Origin of the sequence: Haloarcula marismortui ATCC 43049, from assembly GCF_000011085.1 — an archaeon.
Lineage (GTDB): Archaea > Halobacteriota > Halobacteria > Halobacteriales > Haloarculaceae > Haloarcula > Haloarcula marismortui.
In genome coordinates this window covers 3,068,079-3,086,683 of record NC_006396.1, presented here as the reverse complement: position 1 = coordinate 3,086,683, position 18,605 = coordinate 3,068,079, and the positions used below count along the sequence as shown (strand labels likewise).

Annotated in this window: 25 protein-coding genes; 11 read left to right on the top strand and 14 right to left on the bottom strand. The window is 62.9% G+C overall.

Features of this window, described 5'->3' with window-relative positions:
- Positions 1–59: 59 nt before the first annotated feature.
- From RR_RS19520 to RR_RS19510, 3 genes are all read left to right on the top strand, one after another.
- Positions 60–338, top strand: coding sequence for an ArsR/SmtB family transcription factor (locus RR_RS19520; RefSeq protein ID WP_004963627.1), 279 nt, complete (start codon positions 60–62; stop codon positions 336–338).
- 52 nt (positions 339–390) lie between these two features.
- A complete protein-coding gene (locus tag RR_RS19515) occupies positions 391–687 on the top strand; it encodes a hypothetical protein (protein WP_004963632.1) in 297 nt (98 codons plus the stop codon).
- 126 nt (positions 688–813) lie between these two features.
- On the top strand, positions 814–1,047 hold the full coding sequence (locus tag RR_RS19510; protein WP_004963634.1) for a DUF2249 domain-containing protein: 234 nt from the start codon (positions 814–816) through the stop codon (positions 1,045–1,047).
- A 54-nt stretch (positions 1,048–1,101) separates the two neighbouring features.
- Here RR_RS19510 and RR_RS19505 read toward each other — a convergent pair whose 3' ends face one another.
- From RR_RS19505 to RR_RS19490, 4 genes are all read right to left on the bottom strand, one after another.
- Positions 1,102–1,749 (bottom strand): helix-turn-helix domain-containing protein, encoded by a 648-nt coding sequence (locus RR_RS19505; protein WP_004963636.1) that lies wholly within the window; start codon positions 1,747–1,749, stop codon positions 1,102–1,104.
- A gap of 65 nt (positions 1,750–1,814) precedes the next feature.
- Positions 1,815–2,888, bottom strand: coding sequence for a radical SAM/SPASM domain-containing protein (locus RR_RS19500; protein WP_011224832.1), 1,074 nt, complete (start codon positions 2,886–2,888; stop codon positions 1,815–1,817).
- Positions 2,889–3,194 (bottom strand): CGCGG family putative rSAM-modified RiPP protein, encoded by a 306-nt coding sequence (locus tag RR_RS19495; RefSeq protein ID WP_011224831.1) that lies wholly within the window; start codon positions 3,192–3,194, stop codon positions 2,889–2,891. It abuts the gene before it with no gap.
- A 112-nt stretch (positions 3,195–3,306) separates the two neighbouring features.
- Positions 3,307–3,720, bottom strand: coding sequence for an SRPBCC family protein (locus RR_RS19490; protein WP_232508543.1), 414 nt, complete (start codon positions 3,718–3,720; stop codon positions 3,307–3,309).
- 193 nt (positions 3,721–3,913) lie between these two features.
- Here RR_RS19490 and RR_RS19485 point away from each other — a divergent pair, with 193 nt between their 5' ends.
- The 3 genes from RR_RS19485 (at position 3,914) to RR_RS19475 (ending at position 5,984) form a co-directional block, all read left to right on the top strand.
- Positions 3,914–4,549 (top strand): helix-turn-helix domain-containing protein, encoded by a 636-nt coding sequence (locus RR_RS19485; protein ID WP_004963651.1) that lies wholly within the window; start codon positions 3,914–3,916, stop codon positions 4,547–4,549.
- A 47-nt stretch (positions 4,550–4,596) separates the two neighbouring features.
- Complete coding sequence (locus RR_RS19480; protein WP_011224828.1) at positions 4,597–5,160, top strand: NUDIX hydrolase; 564 nt, start codon at positions 4,597–4,599, stop codon at positions 5,158–5,160.
- 125 nt (positions 5,161–5,285) lie between these two features.
- Entirely contained in the window at positions 5,286–5,984 is a 699-nt protein-coding gene (locus RR_RS19475) for an SDR family NAD(P)-dependent oxidoreductase (protein ID WP_011224827.1), read from the top strand.
- 9 nt (positions 5,985–5,993) lie between these two features.
- Here the strand turns inward: RR_RS19475 and RR_RS19470 are convergent, their stop codons facing one another.
- The 3 genes from RR_RS19470 to RR_RS22595 form a co-directional block, all read right to left on the bottom strand.
- Positions 5,994–7,733 carry a histidine kinase N-terminal 7TM domain-containing protein gene (locus RR_RS19470; RefSeq protein ID WP_011224826.1) on the bottom strand — a complete coding sequence of 580 codons (1,740 nt, stop codon included), beginning with the start codon at positions 7,731–7,733 and terminating at the stop codon, positions 5,994–5,996.
- A gap of 42 nt (positions 7,734–7,775) precedes the next feature.
- The gene (locus RR_RS19465) at positions 7,776–8,096 is read right to left on the bottom strand and encodes a hypothetical protein (protein ID WP_011224825.1); all 321 of its coding nucleotides are present in this window, start codon (positions 8,094–8,096) and stop codon (positions 7,776–7,778) included.
- Positions 8,097–8,221: 125 nt separating this feature from the next.
- Positions 8,222–8,386: a hypothetical protein gene (locus tag RR_RS22595; protein ID WP_170221573.1), complete on the bottom strand. Its 165-nt coding sequence runs from the start codon at positions 8,384–8,386 to the stop codon at positions 8,222–8,224.
- A gap of 113 nt (positions 8,387–8,499) precedes the next feature.
- On the opposite strand from RR_RS22595, the gene RR_RS19460 reads away from it, so the two are divergent.
- Together RR_RS19460 and RR_RS19455 are read left to right on the top strand one after the other, a co-directional pair.
- Complete coding sequence (locus tag RR_RS19460) at positions 8,500–9,465, top strand: molybdopterin-binding protein (RefSeq protein WP_011224824.1); 966 nt, start codon at positions 8,500–8,502, stop codon at positions 9,463–9,465.
- Between the two features lie 206 nt (positions 9,466–9,671).
- Positions 9,672–10,637, top strand: coding sequence for a WD40/YVTN/BNR-like repeat-containing protein (locus RR_RS19455; protein WP_011224823.1), 966 nt, complete (start codon positions 9,672–9,674; stop codon positions 10,635–10,637).
- Positions 10,638–10,746: 109 nt separating this feature from the next.
- On the opposite strand, the gene RR_RS19450 is transcribed toward RR_RS19455, so the two are convergent.
- A complete protein-coding gene (locus RR_RS19450; RefSeq protein WP_004963669.1) occupies positions 10,747–11,256 on the bottom strand; it encodes a hypothetical protein in 510 nt (169 codons plus the stop codon).
- 256 nt (positions 11,257–11,512) lie between these two features.
- Here RR_RS19450 and RR_RS19445 point away from each other — a divergent pair, with 256 nt between their 5' ends.
- From RR_RS19445 to RR_RS19435, 3 genes are all read left to right on the top strand, one after another.
- Positions 11,513–12,337 carry an aldo/keto reductase gene (locus RR_RS19445; RefSeq protein ID WP_007189019.1) on the top strand — a complete coding sequence of 275 codons (825 nt, stop codon included), beginning with the start codon at positions 11,513–11,515 and terminating at the stop codon, positions 12,335–12,337.
- A 230-nt stretch (positions 12,338–12,567) separates the two neighbouring features.
- On the top strand, positions 12,568–13,680 hold the full coding sequence (locus tag RR_RS19440) for a glutamate-cysteine ligase family protein (protein ID WP_049939117.1): 1,113 nt from the start codon (positions 12,568–12,570) through the stop codon (positions 13,678–13,680).
- Positions 13,681–13,749: 69 nt separating this feature from the next.
- The gene (locus RR_RS19435; RefSeq protein ID WP_004963678.1) at positions 13,750–14,424 is read left to right on the top strand and encodes an MBL fold metallo-hydrolase; all 675 of its coding nucleotides are present in this window, start codon (positions 13,750–13,752) and stop codon (positions 14,422–14,424) included.
- Between the two features lie 23 nt (positions 14,425–14,447).
- On the opposite strand, the gene RR_RS19430 is transcribed toward RR_RS19435, so the two are convergent.
- The 6 genes from RR_RS19430 to RR_RS19410 all read right to left on the bottom strand — a co-directional run bounded on the left by RR_RS19430 (position 14,448) and on the right by RR_RS19410 (position 18,571).
- Positions 14,448–14,759: a DUF7126 family protein gene (locus tag RR_RS19430; protein ID WP_011224821.1), complete on the bottom strand. Its 312-nt coding sequence runs from the start codon at positions 14,757–14,759 to the stop codon at positions 14,448–14,450.
- A complete protein-coding gene (gene guaA / locus RR_RS19425) occupies positions 14,756–15,673 on the bottom strand; it encodes a glutamine-hydrolyzing GMP synthase (RefSeq protein WP_004963685.1) in 918 nt (305 codons plus the stop codon). The genes RR_RS19430 and guaA overlap by 4 nt, the downstream gene beginning before the upstream one ends.
- Positions 15,673–17,334: a CTP synthase gene (locus RR_RS19420; RefSeq protein WP_004963688.1), complete on the bottom strand. Its 1,662-nt coding sequence runs from the start codon at positions 17,332–17,334 to the stop codon at positions 15,673–15,675. Before RR_RS19420 ends, guaA begins: the two co-directional genes overlap by 1 nt.
- 77 nt (positions 17,335–17,411) lie before the next feature.
- Positions 17,412–17,603: a hypothetical protein gene (locus tag RR_RS19415; RefSeq protein WP_011224820.1), complete on the bottom strand. Its 192-nt coding sequence runs from the start codon at positions 17,601–17,603 to the stop codon at positions 17,412–17,414.
- A 66-nt stretch (positions 17,604–17,669) separates the two neighbouring features.
- Positions 17,670–17,843, bottom strand: a complete 174-nt coding sequence (locus RR_RS22590; protein ID WP_004963694.1) for a hypothetical protein — start codon at positions 17,841–17,843, stop codon at positions 17,670–17,672.
- A gap of 134 nt (positions 17,844–17,977) precedes the next feature.
- Positions 17,978–18,571 carry an alpha/beta hydrolase gene (locus RR_RS19410; RefSeq protein WP_011224819.1) on the bottom strand — a complete coding sequence of 198 codons (594 nt, stop codon included), beginning with the start codon at positions 18,569–18,571 and terminating at the stop codon, positions 17,978–17,980.
- Positions 18,572–18,605: the final 34 nt, after the last annotated feature.

The following is an 18,605-nucleotide window of genomic DNA, read 5'->3' as shown; positions in this document are numbered from 1 at the left end:
TCGACGGGGAGAGACAGGACTATACGACGGGCAGACACAGTTCCCGGGAGGACAGTGGGATGGAGAAAGCGCTCTGGTATCTGCTGACGGCGACACGCGGCGGTGCCAACCGGGCGCGTATCATCGACGCTCTCGCGGACCGACCGATGAACGCAAACGAACTCGCCGACGAACTCGACGTAGGCTACAAGACGATCAGACATCACATGGAACAGCTAGAGGACCACGACGTGGTCGAATCCGGCGACGAGGAGTACGCCAAACTCTACTTCCTGACTGACCGGTTCGACAACTACCGCGACACTTTCGAGGAAATCGTGGAGAAGATGGACGAATGAGGGGACAAATTACCATCCGGACCGCGGCCAGCCAACAGGAGGGGTGGTGCTGATGGCGATGGGACCGCTCATCACCGCCGCAGCCATCCTTGGCGGGCTTAACGTCCTATTGTTGCTCCCGCTGCTGGGCGTCTGGGTCCGTAACTACGCGACGTTCCGGACGGGGCTCGTCGCCGGCCTCATCGCTTTCGCCGTCGCGATGCTCGCCGAGAACGCCATCGCCGTCTACTTCTTCTTCTCGATGCAGAGCTTCTACGCTGGCGACCCACACGTCCAGCAAGCCGTGCTGGTCCTTCGCTCGTTGCAGTTCGTCGCAATTGCCGGACTGAGCTACACGACGCTTCGGTAGCGCGGTCCCGGGAGTACCCCCGCGGTAGTGGCGAGTGGTGCAGCCTCGCACCACGAGTACTGTACCGCCATGGAGACGAACACGTTCGGGACAAGCGCCTGACTAACGGGGACAGTTATCGAACGTATGAGCACAGAGCACCAGGAGGCGGTACAGGAACTCGACGTTCGGGACGTTGACGGGGAACCGTTCGAACAGATCATGAGCGCCCTCGATTCTGTCAGCGAAAGCGAGGCGCTCAGGCTGGTGAACAGTTTCGAGCCAGTACCGCTGTACGACGTCCTCACGAGAAAGGGATACCGGTACGACGCGGAGCAGGTCGCCGACGAAGAGTGGCACGTCACAATCAGGCCGGAGTGAGGTGGGACCTGAGCACGACTCGTGGTGGTTCATCACCGCCAGCGCGCTGTGGGCCTACTCCGCGACAATGCTGTCGAGCAGCTTCGTCTGGGCGGCGGCAAGGTGTTCCGCGAACGTCGAGACGGAGATGTCCAGTTCCGTCGCCACGTCGCCGGCGTTGGCCCCTTTCGGATATTCGAAGTACCCCATATCGACGGCGGTTTCGAGCACTTCCTGCTGCCGGTCGGTGAGTTTACTTCGGTCGACGAGAATCGAGTCCACCGGGTCCACGTCGCCGTTCCGCCGCATCGACCGGAGCGAAACGCCGTCGTACAGTTCTTTCAGCCGCGTCACGATAGCGCGCACCCGGTCGACATCAGGCGCGTGGAAGGTCAGGCGGAGCTGCCCGCCCTCAGCACGGATATCCGCGACCGGACAGTCATACGTTTCGACCGCCTCGCAGACGCACTCAGTTCGCGACCGGGAAAACTGGTAGCGGGTCCCGTTGCCCGTCACGAACACTTTCTCCATGTCCTCCCGTGCCTCGATTGCCCCGTCGTCAGTACCCGTCGCAGTGAACTCTTCGATGACCTGCCCGTCTGCATCTGGGCTGCTTCGGGCGACATCGGTCACGGCCGTGCCCGCCTCATCCGAGACGCTCGCCACCGGACAGGCCCCCGGGGCGTCGACCGACAGCTCCACTCTAATGCCGGAGTCGCTCATGTAAGATACTGTGACACCACATTACAAAACGGGCGAGGCGCGTTCCCACGGAGTGAAAAATCCCCTCAATCTGCTGGGTGCTGGTCAGGAACCGATCCCTCGAACCCGTCCGGCCGGTAGTCACACAGCGGGTCCGCCGCCAGCGGGTCCCCGGTCGTCGCGTACGCTCGCGACCGACTACCGCCACAGACCGTCCGGTATCGACAGGCCCCGCATTTGCCCGTCAACGCGTCGTCGTCCCTGAGCTGCTGGAACAGCGGTGAGTCCCGGTAAATGTCCACGACGCTTTCCTCTCGAACGCTGCCCGCCGATTTCGGAAGGAACCCGGAGGGGAACACCTCGCCGGTGTGGCTCACGAAGGCGAACCCCTTGCCAGCACGAATACCCATCCGGCGTTTGAGCCCGCTGGCTCCCTCGTCCTGTTGCTCCATCGCGACGCGTCGGTAGTGGGGCGCTTCGGTCGTCTTGAGGCCGAACGACGCCTCGTCGCTGACCTCGTGGAGCCACTTCAACACGCGCTCGGCTCGCTCGGGGTCAATCGGTGTCAGCACTCGCCCGCGACCGACCGGGACGAGGAAGAACACCGACCACAGCACCGCATCGAGGTCCGCGACGAGGTCCCGGATCGCCGGCAGTTGCTCGACCGTCTCGGCGCAGACGGTGGTGTTGATCTGCAACGGGATATCGAGGTTGCGGGCCGCCTCGGCCGCTGCCATCGTCGCCTCAAAGCTCCCGGACTCACCCCGGAACGTGTCGTGAGCGTCGCTGTCGCCGCCGTCGATGGACAGGGCCAGCCGCCGAAGTCCGGCGTCATCGAGTTCGGCCAGCCGCTCGGGCGTGATCGAGTTCGTCCCGCTGGGCGTCAGTGTCATTCGGAGGCCCTGCTCGGTACCATACTCGACGAGTTCAGGGAGGTCCCCGCGAGCCAGCGGGTCCCCGCCCGAGAGGACGACCAGCTGACCGTCGCCGAACTCGCTGGCTTGATCCAGCAGCGCCTTCCCCTCCGCCGTCGAGAGCTCGTCGGGATGCCGGCGAGGCTGGGCGTCGGCCCGGCAGTGCTTGCACGCCAGTTCGCAGGCCTGTGTCACTTCCCATATCAGCACCAGCGGCTGCTCGCCGAGGTCGAGTTTCCCCCGCATCTATGCCTCCCGATGGACGCGGGTGACGTGGCCCCCACAGCCACACTGCTGGACGTACTCCACTGAAATGGTCTCGCCGAACGCCTCCGCCAGCGCATCGAACAGGTAGGTTTCCGGGTGGCCGTGGTCGGCGTGGCTCACCAGATTGACGTGGTTCCCCGCCGTCGTCATCTCGACGGCATCGATGGCCTGTTCGACGACCACGTTGGGGTCCTTAGCGTGTGCGGGCGTCTCCAGATTCGCCGACCAGGAGGTGTCGTGAACCTCGGTTGTAACCGGAGGCACGTCCTCGTGGGAATGGCTCATATATACCGGTTGACGGCGGGCGTCCCTCGGTCCTCTCCCGAAAATGTTCGGGTTATTATACACAACGGATTGCAGAGAGGAATTCGTCTGAGCGACTTTATCACACGTATTGCTACGACACCTGTTCGACCAGCCAGTCGAACTGCTTGTTCAGTTCCTTCTTGCGCTGTCGCGAAATGACGGTCGAATCGATCATCTCGCCGAGCACCGGGAGGTCGAGTGCGCTATACTCTGTCGTCGCCGTGACTTCGGTCCCAGCGTCGACGGCCTCGACCGTGTACTCTGTTATCATCGACTCGAAGATGCCCTGCCGTTGCTCGTACCGCAGCACTGCGTCAGTCTCGACGATTTCCAGATCCAGTTCGATTTCGAAGAGTCCGACGCGATTCATGATGCCGAGGTTGTCTCCGTCGAGTGTCACCTCGTCAAACCCTGCTGCAAGCATAAACGGCTCTACGTCCGTTATCAGCGCAGTGACGGTCTCCGGGTTAGCCGGGACCGTCCGGGTCAGCGAAACGCGCTCCATACCAGACGGCCAGTGGCCGGCGAAATAAGCGTTCGCCATACCCGAAGATGTTCGACGCTGTGGTTTTGTCCGACCTGATTTCGTGTTGACAGCGTGGGACACCGCCTCCCAAGTTTCTTGTCCCCATCGCAGGTAGACGAACATGTTCGGGAGTACGGACGCAGGGGTCGGGCGAATATATTCGGTTACACCAATGCCACACGCTGAACTCACGCTCACGATTCCGGAGGAAATCTGGATCGGCGATGTCTCGCGAGCGTACGACGACGCGACGTTTCGCATCCTGTCTGCGCTCCCCGGCGAGGACGCCGGTGTCGGGCTCGCGGAGATTACATCGGACGACCTCCCGGCGGTCCTCCGTGATATCGAGAACCGCGAGTCGGTCACAACTCTCGAAATCCTCTCTCACCGTGACGACAGCGCACTGGTTCAGTTCGAGACATCGATGCCGCTCCTGCTCTTCCCAGTGCAGGGCTCGGGTGTCCCGCTGGAAATGCCGTTTACCCTGTCCGACGGCGAGGCCGTCTGGGAGATATCAGCGCCACAGGAGCGACTCTCCGAACTTGGCGAGCAACTGGAGGAATTCGGCATCTCCTTCAGTGTCGACCGCATCCAACAACACCTCGAAACCGAGCAGGTGCTCACCGAGAGCCAGCTAGAACTGGTTCAGGAGGCCATCGACGCGGGCTACTACGACACGCCACGGGAGTGCTCACTGACGGACCTGGCGGACCGCGTCGGTATCGCGAAGTCGACCTGCAGCGAGACACTCCACCGCGCAGAGGAACAGATACTCAAGCAGTTCGTTTCGGACCACCCGGCGCGGTGACTGGAAGTCGAAGGGCGTAATACGCGCCTCTGTGAGAGATACGACATATGAGTTCCGACGCGGTCGACGAGACACACGAAAACGCCCGACAGGAGGTCATCGCGGTAGACGCCGATGACAACGAGGAGGGACTGGTCAATCGGCTCGACGCCCACACTGGCGACGGTGTTCGCCACCGCGCGTTCACCGCTCTGCTGTTCGACGAGAACGACCGAATCCTGCTCGCACAGCGCGCGGCGAACAAGCGCCTCTGGGATACACACTGGGACGGGACCGTCGCCTCCCACCCTGTCGAAGGTCAGACGCAGGTCGAAGCCACCGAGGAACGGCTCGAAGAGGAACTGGGAGTTGACCCCTCGCAGTACCAGAACCTCCGCGTGACCGACCGGTTCGAGTACAAGCGCTACTACGAGAACGCTGGCCTCGAATGGGAAGTGTGTGCGGTCCTGCAGGCCACACTCCACGACACCTCGCTGGAACCGAACCCCGAGGAGGTCGACGGCCTCATGTGGGTCCCCTACGAGCGACTGCGTGAACATCCCGAGTACTACCGTCAGCTCCGGCTCTGCCCCTGGTTCGAGATCGCGATGCGCCGGGACGAAGAACGGTAACGCCGACGCCTCGACGCGACGGTGTACACCGACGCTCGGGGAGTCACTAGCAGTACGGTCGGCAGGCATTGCAGTGATGACATCCCGACCCGTTTCCTTTTCGGCCCCGCCGCCTAACCCCGGGTATGGACGTTCCGCTGTACGACTCCCTCGACAGCCAAGTCGTACTCGTCACCGGCGCCACGCGGGGCATCGGGAAGGCAATCGCCGACGGGCTGGTCGACCTCGACGCGACGGTGTACGCCGGCGCTCGTGATACTGACGACATCGAGGCGACAGACCGTCACGCTATCGAACTCGACGTGACCGACGACGACGGGATGGTCGCCGCAGTCGACCGCATCGAGCGCGAGCAGGGCCGGCTTGACGTGCTGGTCAACAACGCCGGCGTGATGGACTCACGGGAACCGCTCGATGGGATGCCGACCGACGTTATCGACCACACCCTCGACACGAACCTCCGAGGAGCGGTGCTCATGACGAAGTACGCCCTTCCGCTGTTGCTGGCCGAGGCGGGCGGTCGCATCGTCGCCATGTCTTCCGGCCTCGGCGCCATCACCGAGAGTCAGTCAGGCGGCACGCCGGCCTACCGCATCTCGAAGACGGGCGTCAACGGGTTGACGAAGTACCTCGACGGCGAGTACGCGGCCGACGGCCTCATCGCCAACTCGGTGTGTCCGGGATACGTTCAGACGGACATGACTGAGGGGAGCGCCCCCCGAACGCCCGAAAAGGGTGCTGAGACGCCAGTATGGCTCGCTCGCTTCCAACCCGACGCGCCGAGCGGGCGGTTCTGGCGCGACAAGGCTGAAATCGAGTGGTAGCAGCCGGCATCAATCAGCGTTCTCGCCGTGGACTGCCGCGGGCTCGTCCGTCGCATGGGCTGGCTCAGCCGCCGGCAGTTGCAACTCCACAGTCGTTCCCGGCTCGTCTGTGGCGGGGAACGACATCCGGCCGCCGAGGTTCCGAACGATCCAGTTGACGAGCCAGAGCCCGACGCCGGAGCCGTGTTTGAGCGGCGTTTCGGTTCCCGAGCGGATAACCTCGCGCTCGTGGTCGGTGATACCGGGACCGTTGTCGTGAACGGCCACATGGACACCCGGCGTTCTATCGGCCCGTGTCGCCGTAATCTCGACCGCAACTGGGCCCGCATCGGTTGCCTGATGTTCGACAGCGTTCTCGACCAGTTCCTCCAGCGCGATGAGGACCGACGGACCGCCCCGTATCCAGATATCATTCTCGCAGGTGAGCGTAATCGCCACGTCAGGATGACGGTCCTGCGCATCGCTCACGACCGAGTCCAGCAGCGTCTGAAGCGCTGTCGGGCTGTGCTGTTCGGTCTCTAGAGCCTCGGTGACTCGGCCGATCTTGTTGCTGCGGTCGACGATGTCGTCGACTGTGCTCATAATACGGTTGAGTCGCTCGCGTTCGTCGGCATCGGCCGTATCCCTGAGCAAGTCCGCGTTCCCCTTGACGACGTTCATCTCGTTTCGGATATCGTGACGGAGCAAGCGGTTAAGCACATCTAGCCGCTGTTCGCGCTGTCGGCGGTCTGTGATATCACGAAGGCTGATGAGATGGCCAGAAACAACACCGTACGCGCGGTACAGCGGTATCACGCGCACGTCGTAGTACCGGACGCTGCCGTCACGTTCGAGGGCCGTCTCGGTCTGCGTTCGCTCACCCGGGCCGGGGACTGTTTCGGCGAGTGTCGGTGACGCCTGCGGTAGCGAACGGCCCAGAAGCGTGTTCTGGTCACCGTCGAACAGCGCCGTGGCGGCCGCATTGACGTCAACGATACGGCGCTCGTCGTCGACAATGATGACGAGGTCGTCCATTTCCGTGAAGATAGCTTCCCGACCCAGTTCCCGGGTCACCGGTGCCACATCAAGTAGTTGCCCGCGGAGGATGGCGACCGAGAGGACGGCCCCCGACGCGACGTACCCAAGGCTTGTCGGATTAAACGTGGTTGGAACCACATCAAGCACAAACAGCGTCTGGATGACCGTCGGGACGGTGATGGCGAGTAGCAGCGCGAGCCCCTGACCCTGAAACACCTGGTTCGACCGGAACAGCATCCGCAACAGGAGGAAACTGCCGGCGAGGATTAACAGCAGTATGTAGGACATGTGGCCCCAGTACACGACTTCGTACGCGGGCACGAGCGTCACCGACGACGCCGAGACGTACTGCGTCCCGCGACCGGACCAGATGAGTTCGTGGGCATGGTTCGACCACACGAGCGTGACAAACACCGCCGGTTCGATAAGCAACAGCGCTGTTCGGCGCTGGGTGAGCCAGTGTGGGTGCCCCGTGTACTCGATAACCGTCACGAGCCACGCGACAGGGATGATTACTGAGAGCGTTAACTGTGCCTGAACGAGCCGCTCCATGGTGGACAGCCCCGGCACAGCGAGTTCGATACCGTACGCAACAGCCCAGAGGCTCGCCGCGACGACGAACACTGCCAGCGGTCCTGCCCCCGGCCGGTCCCGGTGGAGCCACACCAGAAAGGCGACAGCCATGCCGACGACACCCGACAATAAAACGACAGTAAGCGGCGACAGGACCATTCAGTAGCGTACCAATTGTGTTCCAGATATAACTATTCTCGGTCACTTCGACTGCGAACGGACCGCGGACCACACCGCAAGCGCACCGAGTGCGAACGCCGGAACGAGCGGGAGCGTGAGATAGGCATCCCGGAGCGTGAGGCCGAAGCTACTGATGACGCCCTGGGCTGCCGGCAAGAGCAAAATTGCGCCGGGAACAAGGAGAAACGCCACGCCGATCATCCCGACAAGAATCCAGCCGCTCGTCCCGAATTCGGGACCGTCGACAGCTTCCGTGCCCGTCTCACTCTCCGCACGCGACGTATCTGTGGCCTGTGGCTCCGTGTCAGGGCGATGGACGTAGCCAGACTCGTCGTCAGCCATCGGTACGCACCCCGTCCCTGCTCGGACGGTGCATCACGATGGGACGGCCTCCAGTAATACCGACGGAACAACGTGGCTGCATGTCTCGGAGTCAGGCAAGCGTGTGCAAAACGCTAACGGTCCCGCTACTGCGACAGCCCGGGCGCTTCCTGACACGAGATGTCACGCAGGCTCATCCGATGTCCACTGTCGGAAGTATGTGCGTCCCGCTGCCCCTCCGCGACCGATGCGTCTTCGTACAGTCCCTCGAACGCACACTCATGGCAAACGACGTGATATCTCCTACCCATACATTTTTTATTCTTCTTTCTATATTTTAAGACTATCGGTTTCAGATATTATATGTATTGCAGTTCCGTAAACGGTCGTCAGGGTATTTATTCACGGCGGCCGATGAAGTCGTATGGTGGATTTCCAGTCCCGTGACACACGCCGAGGGCCGACTGACGGGGAAGACGATGAAACGGATGAGGACGAGACGCGGGGCGACGAGGAATCCGCAGCAGCCGATACTGACGACGAGGCCAGCAGTTCGGACCCCACCGAAGCAGCCGATCCAGCGGCGGGAAACGACGACGAAGCGCCAGAAGAAGCTGACAGCACAGCGACGCCTGTAGCAGATGATACCGCAGAGAACAACGACGAGCCTACCTCGAAGCCCGAAACCAATAGCTCTGTCACGGACCGTATCGACGAGGCGGCAGATCACAGTGTGGGCAGCCAATCAGCGACCGAAACACAGGACGCTGAAACGGCTGCTGAGGCGACACAGAGACCTGACGAGGAAGCCAGCGCCGAGACACAATCAGCTACGCAGCCGAGAGACACACCGCAGGAAGCGGCAGTTCAGACAACGGATGCGGCACCAGCGCAAACAGTGACCCAGACCGACGCGGCGCAAGAGCAGTCAGTGGCCATCGCCGTCGTTACGGTCGGGACGGCGACAGAGGAAGGCGACCCGACGGGCGAGGCAGTGGAGACAGCACTCGAAGCGACCGGCCAGACAGTCACAGCCCGCGAACGCCTTCGAGGGGACTATGACGGCATTCAGGAGGCCGTCGACAGGTTGGTCGGGCGTGACGACGTGGCGGTCGTCGTCACCGCGGGGGGACTCGGCGTCGCCCCGACGGAGCAGACGCTCGAAGCTGTCCACCCCCTGTTCGAGAAAGCCCTGCCGGGATTCGAGGAAGTGTACCGGGGCCTCCTCTTCGAACAACAGGGGACCGAGGTCATCGCCATCCGTGCGACGGCCGGGATCGCCGATGGGACGCCAGTGTTCTGCCTGCCCGCGGACCCGGCGGCGGCCCGTGTCGCCATTGACGAGATCATCGCGGCGGAAGCCCCGTCACTCGTCGCTGAACTGTCCTGACCCACAGCCGGCGGATTCATGGTATCAGTCTTGTGTCCGTTTACCCGACTTAACGTGATATTTGCCGGCTCGCTCCGGGCCACCAGTTTTGCCGATGCCAACGGCCCATACTCCCGAATATCGGCTGTTTAAACGGATAAATCGCCGTGAAAGGTCGTTAACTGCGCCGCCCATTGAAGTGGAGACAGTCCACAGAACCGGGTGTCATGTCCGATCGCAACGCGACACGGCGCGGCGTACTCAAGGGTATCGGCGCGACAGCTGCAGCTGCACTGGGTGGGGCGGCCCTCTCCGGGACAGTTGCGGCGGCCGGTCCCTGGGAGTCCGTCGAGTCCCCGACCGGGAACACCCTCCACGATGTCGAGTTCACCGCGGCCGGTGCGTACGCGGTGGCGGGTGGCGGTATCGTCCTCGAACGAACCAGCACAGGCTGGCAGAAGGTCATCGGCGGCGGTCCGACCGGAAACGGCAACAGCCTCTACGGGGCCGACGTGACCGACGACGGCACGGCCCTCTGGTTCGTCGGTGCCTCGGGCGCTATCGGCGAGTACGACGTGGAGTCGGGCGTGCTTACCAACCATAGCGCTCCGATGGATGTCACCAACAACTTCAACGACGTGTCCGTGACCGGCAGCGCCGGCGAGGCAAACGTCTACGTCGCCGGCGACTCCGGCAAGATGTACTACAGCTTCGAGAACGGCGCGAGTGAGACGTGGGACTACACCACGCCCGGGTCCGGGTCAGCCATCAACGCTGTCGACTTCCACGGGGTCCGCTCGGGCCATATCGTCGACGGCAACAAGAGCGTCTTCGTCACCGATGACGGGTCGACGTGGGACAAGATCGGCCTCGCCGACGCCAACGTCAACTTCTACGGCGTCGACTCCGACGGCCCGGACGACGTGTGGGTCTCCGGCGGTGGCGGTATGGTGTTCCACTGGAACGGCTCTGAATGGACGCCGACCGACACAGGCGATGCCGGCCTGCGAGACATCGAGGTCACCGACGACGACAGCACCGGCTACACAGTCGGTGGCGGTGGCAAGGTGTACGCCCTCGGCGGTGGCGACTGGACCCCGGATGAGACGCCCGCCGGCGAGAACCTGACGGCCGTCGTCCGCGGCGGCACCGACATCGCGGTCGGTTCGGGCGGAACTATCCTGGAGAAGTAGGCACCACCGCAGGTCACTAGCTGGCCGCTCGCACCTGCGTCGAAAAACGGCCCGCTGGCGTTTTGACAGTGTGGCAAGCCTGAGTTGTTGTCCGTGTCTCCGAAGCGATTCACTCCCGCTGGCGTTCGCACTCGGCGGCCCCATCCGCAGGGATTCGCGCGTCCCGATACGTTCCCTGGTGGAACGACTCGGCCAGCCAGAGTTTGTGTCCGTACTCGTTCCCGAGGCGCGCCGTTCCGGTGGAGACGAACTGCCGGGTCGAAGATTGTGAATGGAGGTTGACGTGGCACTCCTCTAGCTCCCAAAAATCGTCCCCCGATGTCGTCCGGTCCCCCTGTTTGCGGAGATAAACGTGCGTTATGTTCGGCAGGCAAATCGTCATTCGGTCGAGCTGGTCGGCCGCGGTTCGCGGGTCCTTCCCCCCGTAGAAGTTCGCGTACTTTCCGAAGGAGTAGGTCACGACGCTTCCCTCCTCCCAGTCGTCGAAGTTTTCGACGTTGAGCGCGAACTCGCGGCCGCCGACCGTGCCACAGACGCCGAGGTACACGTGGTCGTCGGTCCCCTCGTGTCTCCCGGACCCAGTCGTCAACGAGACGAAGACGCCAGCTAGCTCACTCATCCGTGACGCCCCCGGACAGTGGATTGTTCATACGCCAATGCCAGCAGTCGTTGTGGACGGTGGGTATCCATGAACGCTCACTCCTGTCCCTCGTGAGACGTGGCAGATAGAACGGACGCGATATTAATACCTCAAAATTGTTTATGATATATACTCATAACTCTCGACAGTAGCCACGACATACCCCTGAGCTATCAGCCACAGCGGGGCGTCGGGTTGACACCGACGTTTTACCGGTGTGATACAAACGAACAGTATGGACGATATTCAGATTCAGGGAACGTCGGTCCCCGCACTCGGCCTCGGGACGTGGCAGCTCACCGGCCAGTCCTGCCGTGAAACCGTCGAAACAGCTCTGGGGATGGGCTATCGCCACATCGACACCGCACAGGCGTATGGCAACGAGCGGCAGGTCGGGCTGGGGATGGATGCCGCCGCGGTCGACCGCGAAGACGTGTTCTTGACGACGAAGCTCGACGGGTCCAACCGCGACGAGCGGAGCGTCCGCCGGTCGACGCGGGAGAGCCTGAACAAACTGGGAACGGACTATCTGGACCTCCTGCTCATCCACTGGCCGAACACCCCGTGGATGGCGTCGCTATCGGAGACGCTCGGGGCGATGAACGACGTCGTCGAGGAGGGGCTGGTCCGCCACATCGGCGTCAGCAACTTCTCGCCGTCGCTGCTGGACAGGGCGCGGGACATCTCCTCGGCCCCTATCTTCACCGATCAGGTACAGTACCACCCCTACTGGGACCAGCGGAAATTGCTGGATTACTGTCGCATACACGACGTGCTCCTGACCGCGTATAGCCCGTTGGCCCGCGGCGGCGTCCTTGACGACCCCGCGCTCGTCCAGATCGGAAACAAATACGGGAAATCCCCGGCGCAGGTCGCGCTCCGGTGGCTGGTTCAGCAGGACGGCGTGGCAGCGATTCCGAAGGCATCCAGCCGCGAGCATCTGGAAGCGAACCTGGCGGTCTTCGATTTCGAACTCACCGACGCGGAGATGGAACGGATTCGGGACCCGTCGAAGGTCAAGACCGGCGTGCAGTTCGTTCGGTCGCAGTTGCCGTTCTGAGCGGCGTTCCGTTTCGACCCGACAGATATCTCTACATAGGAGATGTTTCGGTGGAGTCGTGGCACGTATGACGTATTTTATACCGGTTATCCCCGCAACCGTGGCGCTTGATGTGGCAAATATTACTAATCACACAACTATCATTAGCCATCTGGTCGCAGCTTTCGTGTGGTGTGTTACCACTGAATCCCGGCGCGGGAACACACCGCTGAACTCACAGCGAGGCCACTGTGTCAGTACACGAATCCGAACCGATACGACGAAGCATCGAAGTGGAGTACTGGGTCATCGACGACGCGGGCCGGCTGGTCGAACCGGGGGCGCTCGTCAACGCAACCCCAGGAGCGGAGCGAGAGTTCGTCAAGCCGCTACTGGAGGTCAAGACGACGCCGTGTGAGACAGCGACAGAACTGCGCACGGAACTCCTCGACCGGCTCGGGGCCGTGCTGCGGCGGGCCGACGACCTCGGGAAACGGCTCGTGCCGCTTTCGACCCCAGTCAACGCTGACGAGATTCAGGAGATTCCGTGCGACCGGACCCGGATTCAAAACTGTGTCGTCGGCGATGATTTCGAGTACGTCCGCCACTGTGCCGGCACGCACATCCACATCGAACAGCAGCCGGGGCGGGAAATCGACCAGTTGAATACGCTGATTGCCATTGACCCCGCGCTAGCGCTCGTCTCGTCCTCGCCGTATTTCCGCGGCCGGCGGCTGGCCGACAGTGCGCGCTCGAAACTGTACCGCTGGATGGCGTACAACTCGGTGCCACACCAGGGCTGGCTGTGGTCGTATCTCAACGACACTGCGGAGTGGGACCGCCGGCTCGAACGGCGCTACGATGAGTTTGTGACCGCGGCTGTCGACGCTGGTGTCGACCGCCGGACTGTCGCAGCGAACTTCGAGCCCGAAAGCGCTATCTGGACGCCAGTCCAGCTTCGGGCCGAGTTCGGCACCGTCGAGTGGCGGTCGCCCGACGCTGCACTCCCGAGTCAGGTCCTGCAACTCGCCGACGCCGTAGCGTCTCTCATGGACCACCTCAGGGGAACCGAGGTGCGTATCGAGGGTGAGACGGGCCGCGTTACCGACGACAAAATCGTGCTCCCGGAGTTCGACGCTGTCCTTGCATACGCGAACGACGCTATCCGGGACGGGGCCACCTGCGATAGCGTTGGGTCGTATCTCGACCGGATGGGATTCGACGTGGACGCGTACGAACCGGTCGCGCCGACGTTCGACAGACCAGAACCGGTCACACCCCGTGATGCCCGCGAGATTCGGCTCGACCACGCCGACCGGCTGCAGGACGATGTGCGACAGGCTGCGCCGGTCGCACTCGATTAGAACCGGAGCCGGCTCACCGAAACGGAGCAGTGACCAAGGGTTTAGGAATCGCCACACCAACCCCGCGCTATGGTGACGGCGCTCGCCGATGATATCTGGTGGTACGATCTCACGGGCGTCAACGCGACGCTCGTCGACGACGACGGCGCACTCACACTCGTGGACACGGGGCTGCCCTGGCACGGCAACGAACTCATCGCCGGCCTGAGCAATGCCGGCTACGAGCTCCGGGATCTGGACCGCATTCTGCTTACACACTTCGATCTCGACCACGTCGGTGGACTGACCGCCTTCGACGGCATCGACGTGCCCATCTACGTCGGCAAGCGGGACGCGCCGCTGGTCACCGGTGAGCGGTCGCCGCCGCTGGGAAACCACAAGGGTGCGTTCCAGCGACTCGTCTCACCGTTCGTCGACGCGCCGGACAACGACGTTGTCCCCCTGGCCGACGGCGATACCGTCGGGAGTTTCACCACCTATCACACCCCCGGTCACACGCCGGGGCACGTCTGCTACGTCAGCGAGTCGCTGTCACTGGGACTGCTGGGTGACCTCGTCCGTGAGGACAGCGGCCGCTTCGAACCTTCGCCGTGGCTGTTGAGTTACGATACCGACGCCGTCACCCGGAGTATCAGTGAGTTCGCCGAGCGTGCGCCTGACTTTGACATCGCCGTCCCGGGCCACGGCGTTCCATTCGAGAAAAACGGCTCTGAGCGACTGGCCCGACTTGCGGCGACGTTGTAAGAGAAAGCCGGCGTGGGACTGTGCTACAGTTCCTCGGCGACCGCGTCGGAGCCGAGCAAGTCCGGGTCGACGACGAGGTCCGTCTGTCGGCTGGCGAAGTCGGGCAGGGAGCCCTCTGCGTAGACGACCACCCGGAGGTCGGGGTTGAGGTCCTTGGCAACGGCGATGGAGGTCGCCTGTGACATCTCGGTCAGCAGGTATACGTCCGCCTCGTGGATACCGGCCTCTTCCAGCCCGGGCCGGTTACCGACATCGGCAACCATCACGGTGTGTCCTTCAGCTTCGAGCGCGTCCGTGAGTCCGTTGGGGTCTGTACCGACGAGGACAACGTTCATTCGTACTCGATTGTCGCCGGCGGTTTGTGGGTCACGTCGTAGACGACGCGGGCGACGTTCTCGTGGGCCCCGGTGATGCGCGACTGCATACGCTGGAGCGTGTCCCAGTCGAGTTCCTGTGCGCGGGCGGTCATGCCGTCCCGGCTCTCAACGGAGCGGACGGCGACGACCCAGCCGTGGACGCGGTTATCGCCTTTGACACCCGTCGCTTTGCCGATGACGGCAGCGAGCGCCTGCCACGGCTCGTACTCCTCCAGTTCCTCTTCGACGACGTGGTTGGCCTCGCGGGCCACCGCCAGTTTCTCCTCGGTCACTTCCCCGATGATTCGGACGGCAAGCCCGGGACCGGGGAACGGCATCCGTTCAGAGATGATCTCTTCGAGGTCAAGCGCGCGGGCGACCTCGCGGACCTCGTCCTTGTAGAGGTCCCGCATCGGCTCGACAATGCCGTCGAAGTCGATGCGCTCGGGGAGACCGCCGACGTTGTGGTGGGACTTGATGGTTCCCTCACTCTCGATGCGGTCGGGGTAGATGGTCCCCTGCACCAGGTAGTCGGCGTCAACCTCGCGGGCGACCGTCTCGAACTCCCGGATGAACTGCTCGCCGATGATGTGGCGTTTCTCTTCGGGGTCGGTCTCGCCTTCGAGTTCGTCGAGGAAGCGGTCCTGCGCCTCGACGATGCGCAGCGAGTCCATGTAATCGAACGTCTCGCGGATCTCGTCGGTCTCGCCTTTCCGCATCAGCCCGGTGTCGACGTACACGGCGGTGAGCTGGTCGCCGATAGCCTCGTAAGCCAGCGCGGCGGCCGTCGAGGAGTCGACACCGCCAGAGAGTCCGATGACGGCGTGCTTGTCCCCGATCTCCTCGGCGATTTCGGCTTTCGCCTCCTCAATGAACTCGTCAACGTTCACCATCAGTGGCTCACCTCCTCAGTCGTCGCAGTGTGGGGGTCGTCGCCGAGGACCGCTTCGAGCAGTCCGACAAACGGCGGGCTGGCACGCGTCGGTCGGGAGCGGAACTCCGGATGGAACTGCGTCCCGATGAAGTACGGGTGGTCCTCGGGTCCGAGTTCGAGTATCTCCATACGATTCCCGGCGCGGCCGGAGAACTTCAGCCCAGCGGCTTCGAGGTCGTCGATGTACTCGGGGTTAACCTCGTATCGGTGGCGGTGCCGTTCGGTACAGGACTCGCCGCCGTACAGCGTCGCGGCGAGCGTGTTCGCGTTGATTTCAGTTTCATGGGCACCCAGCCGCATCGTCCCGCCCATGTCCTCGATCTCGTACTGCTCGGGGAGGATGTCGATGACGGGATGTGGCGTATCTTCCTCCAGTTCCGCCGAGTGGGCATCGTCAAGGTCCAGTACGTTGCGGGCGTACTCGACAACAGCCATCTGAAAGCCGAGACACAGGCCGAGGAACGGAATGTCGTTCTCGCGGGCGTACCGGATCGCCTCGATTTTGCCCTCCGTGCCGCGGGCACCGAAGCCGCCCGGCACGACGATGGCGTCGGCCTCGCGCATCCGGTCTGCGTGGTGGTCATTCATCTTCTCGGAGTTGACCCACCGGACGTTCACGTCGACGTTTTTCTCAAGGCCGGCGTGTTTCAGCGCCTCGTGGACGGACATGTAGGCGTCTTCGAGGTCGTACTTGCCGACGAGCGCGACTTCGACCTCGCCCTCTGTGTTCTGGGTGACGAGGTCGCGCCAGCGGTTCTCCCGCTCGTCTTCGGGCAGTGCCTCCGAGGCGATGTCGAGTTCTTCCATCACGTACTGGTCGAGTCCTTCCTCCTCGACCATCAGCGGGACATGGTAGATGTCGTCGACATCGGGGTTCGAGAAGACGGCTTCCGTCGGCACGTCACAGAACAACCCGATCTTCTCCTTGGTGTCGATATCGAGTTTGTCCGAGCAGCGGCCGACCAGAATGTCGGGCTGAAGACCGATAGAGCGCAGTTCCTTCACGGAGTGTTGGGTCGGCTTGGTCTTTTGCTCGCCGTTTTTCGAGTATGGGACGAGCGTGACGTGGGTAAAGAGAATATCGTCCTCGTCCTCTTCGTGGGCGAACTGCCGGAGCGCTTCGAGATACGGCATCCCTTCGATGTCCCCGACCGTGCCGCCGACTTCGATGATACAGACGTCGTTGCCTTCGGCGGCCTCGCGGATACGGCGCTTGATGTCGTCGGTGATATGCGGGATAATCTGGACCGTGCGACCGAGGTAGTCGCCGGACCGCTCCTTCTCGATGACGTGCTGGTAAGTCTTCCCCGTGGTGACGTTGTGGTCGAAGGTCATGTCGATGTCGAGGAACCGCTCGTAGTTCCCCAGGTCGAGGTCGACCTCCCCGCCGTCTTTGAGCACGTACACCTCGCCGTGCTGGAAGGGATTCATCGTACCGGCGTCGACGTTCAGATACGGGTCAATCTTGACCGCTGTAACGTCGAACCCGGCGTTTTTGAGTAATCTACCTGTGCTGGCGGCAGTGATGCCCTTCCCCAGGCCAGACATCACGCCACCGGTGACGAAGATGAACTTCCGACCCAGTTCCGGGTCGTAGTCCGTTTCGGGTTCGGTCGGCATACCGACGGTGAACCCCGCGTAGTCTAAACGGTTTCGGAGCGCGCACTGTTCGCCACCCCGTCGCAGTGTCAACGCGGCTACAGTGAGGGCTGCGTGAGGACGCGCCACGCAGCTACGAGCGCGGCAAGTGACAGCGCCGAAAACACCGCATCACTGGGACTAGAGCCGATGGCGATAAACAACAGGTACCCGGCGATGAACCCCCCCAGAAGCGAGACGACGCCGTGCCGCGTCGAGTGAGACACCGCCGCTCTGGTTCGCGTTGACATACAACATTATTTATTGTTATATAGTATAAATGTATCTTCGGTATTGGTGGGCAGATTCGGCGACGGTCAGGACTTGAGGACGCCGGACCGGATGGCGAAGTACGTCCCGATGGCACCAACCGAGGCGAGCACGAGTGCCCGGAGCGGCCCGCCCGCGACGAGTGCCGTCTGCATCAGTACTAACAGCGTCACCAGCGTGGCGAGAAACGACACGGCAGCAAACGAGAGCGGGCGGTCCATAGTATAAGGTCGAGCCGACAGCGCCTCTGTCTTTCGATACTGTCCAGCAGGTGTGGGGCTGAGCTATACTTTCACTTGGTACTGAACCGGCGACAGGAATCGACTACGGACTCTGAATACCGGGTTCCCAGCAGCTACAGGTGGTCGCGGAGAAACGGCCCAACCGTCTCGCCGATACGGCCGCTCTGCCCGACGAAATGGTGGTCGGCTGGCAGGCGCTCAACCGTCTGGCCCAGCTCGGTAGCCCGGTCAACGACCGGTTCCCAGTCGACTGTCGCATCGCGCTCCGCGACCACGACCTGTACCGGGCAGTCGATGGCGTCAAGCGCAGCGGCCGCATCGAGATGCGCGGTCACGCCGGCCGGTGGGGCGAGCACTGACAAGGCCGCCGGGTCGGCCGCAGTGTCGTGTGCAGCGGCCGTACAGAGCGCCACAGCCGCGCCAAAACTGTAGCCAAACAGGCCAACTGCGTCGTAGCGCTCGTCGGCCCACGCCAGCGCGTTCTCGGCGTCGGCCCGCTCGCCACGGCCCTCGTCCCACGCGCCGTAGTCGAACCGGAGACAGCTGATGTCAGGGGCCAGCGCGTCGCTGACCGCCTTGAGCCGGCTGTCAGACCGGGAGCCGCCGTACTGCGGGTGGGGCGGGCACGCAACGATGACGGTGTCCGATGCTGGCCGGTCAAGCGACGCGGTGACGTCTCGCCCACCCGGTATCCCGACGGTAGTCATACGTGTTCACTCGCCAGCCCTCTGTAAGAAATTT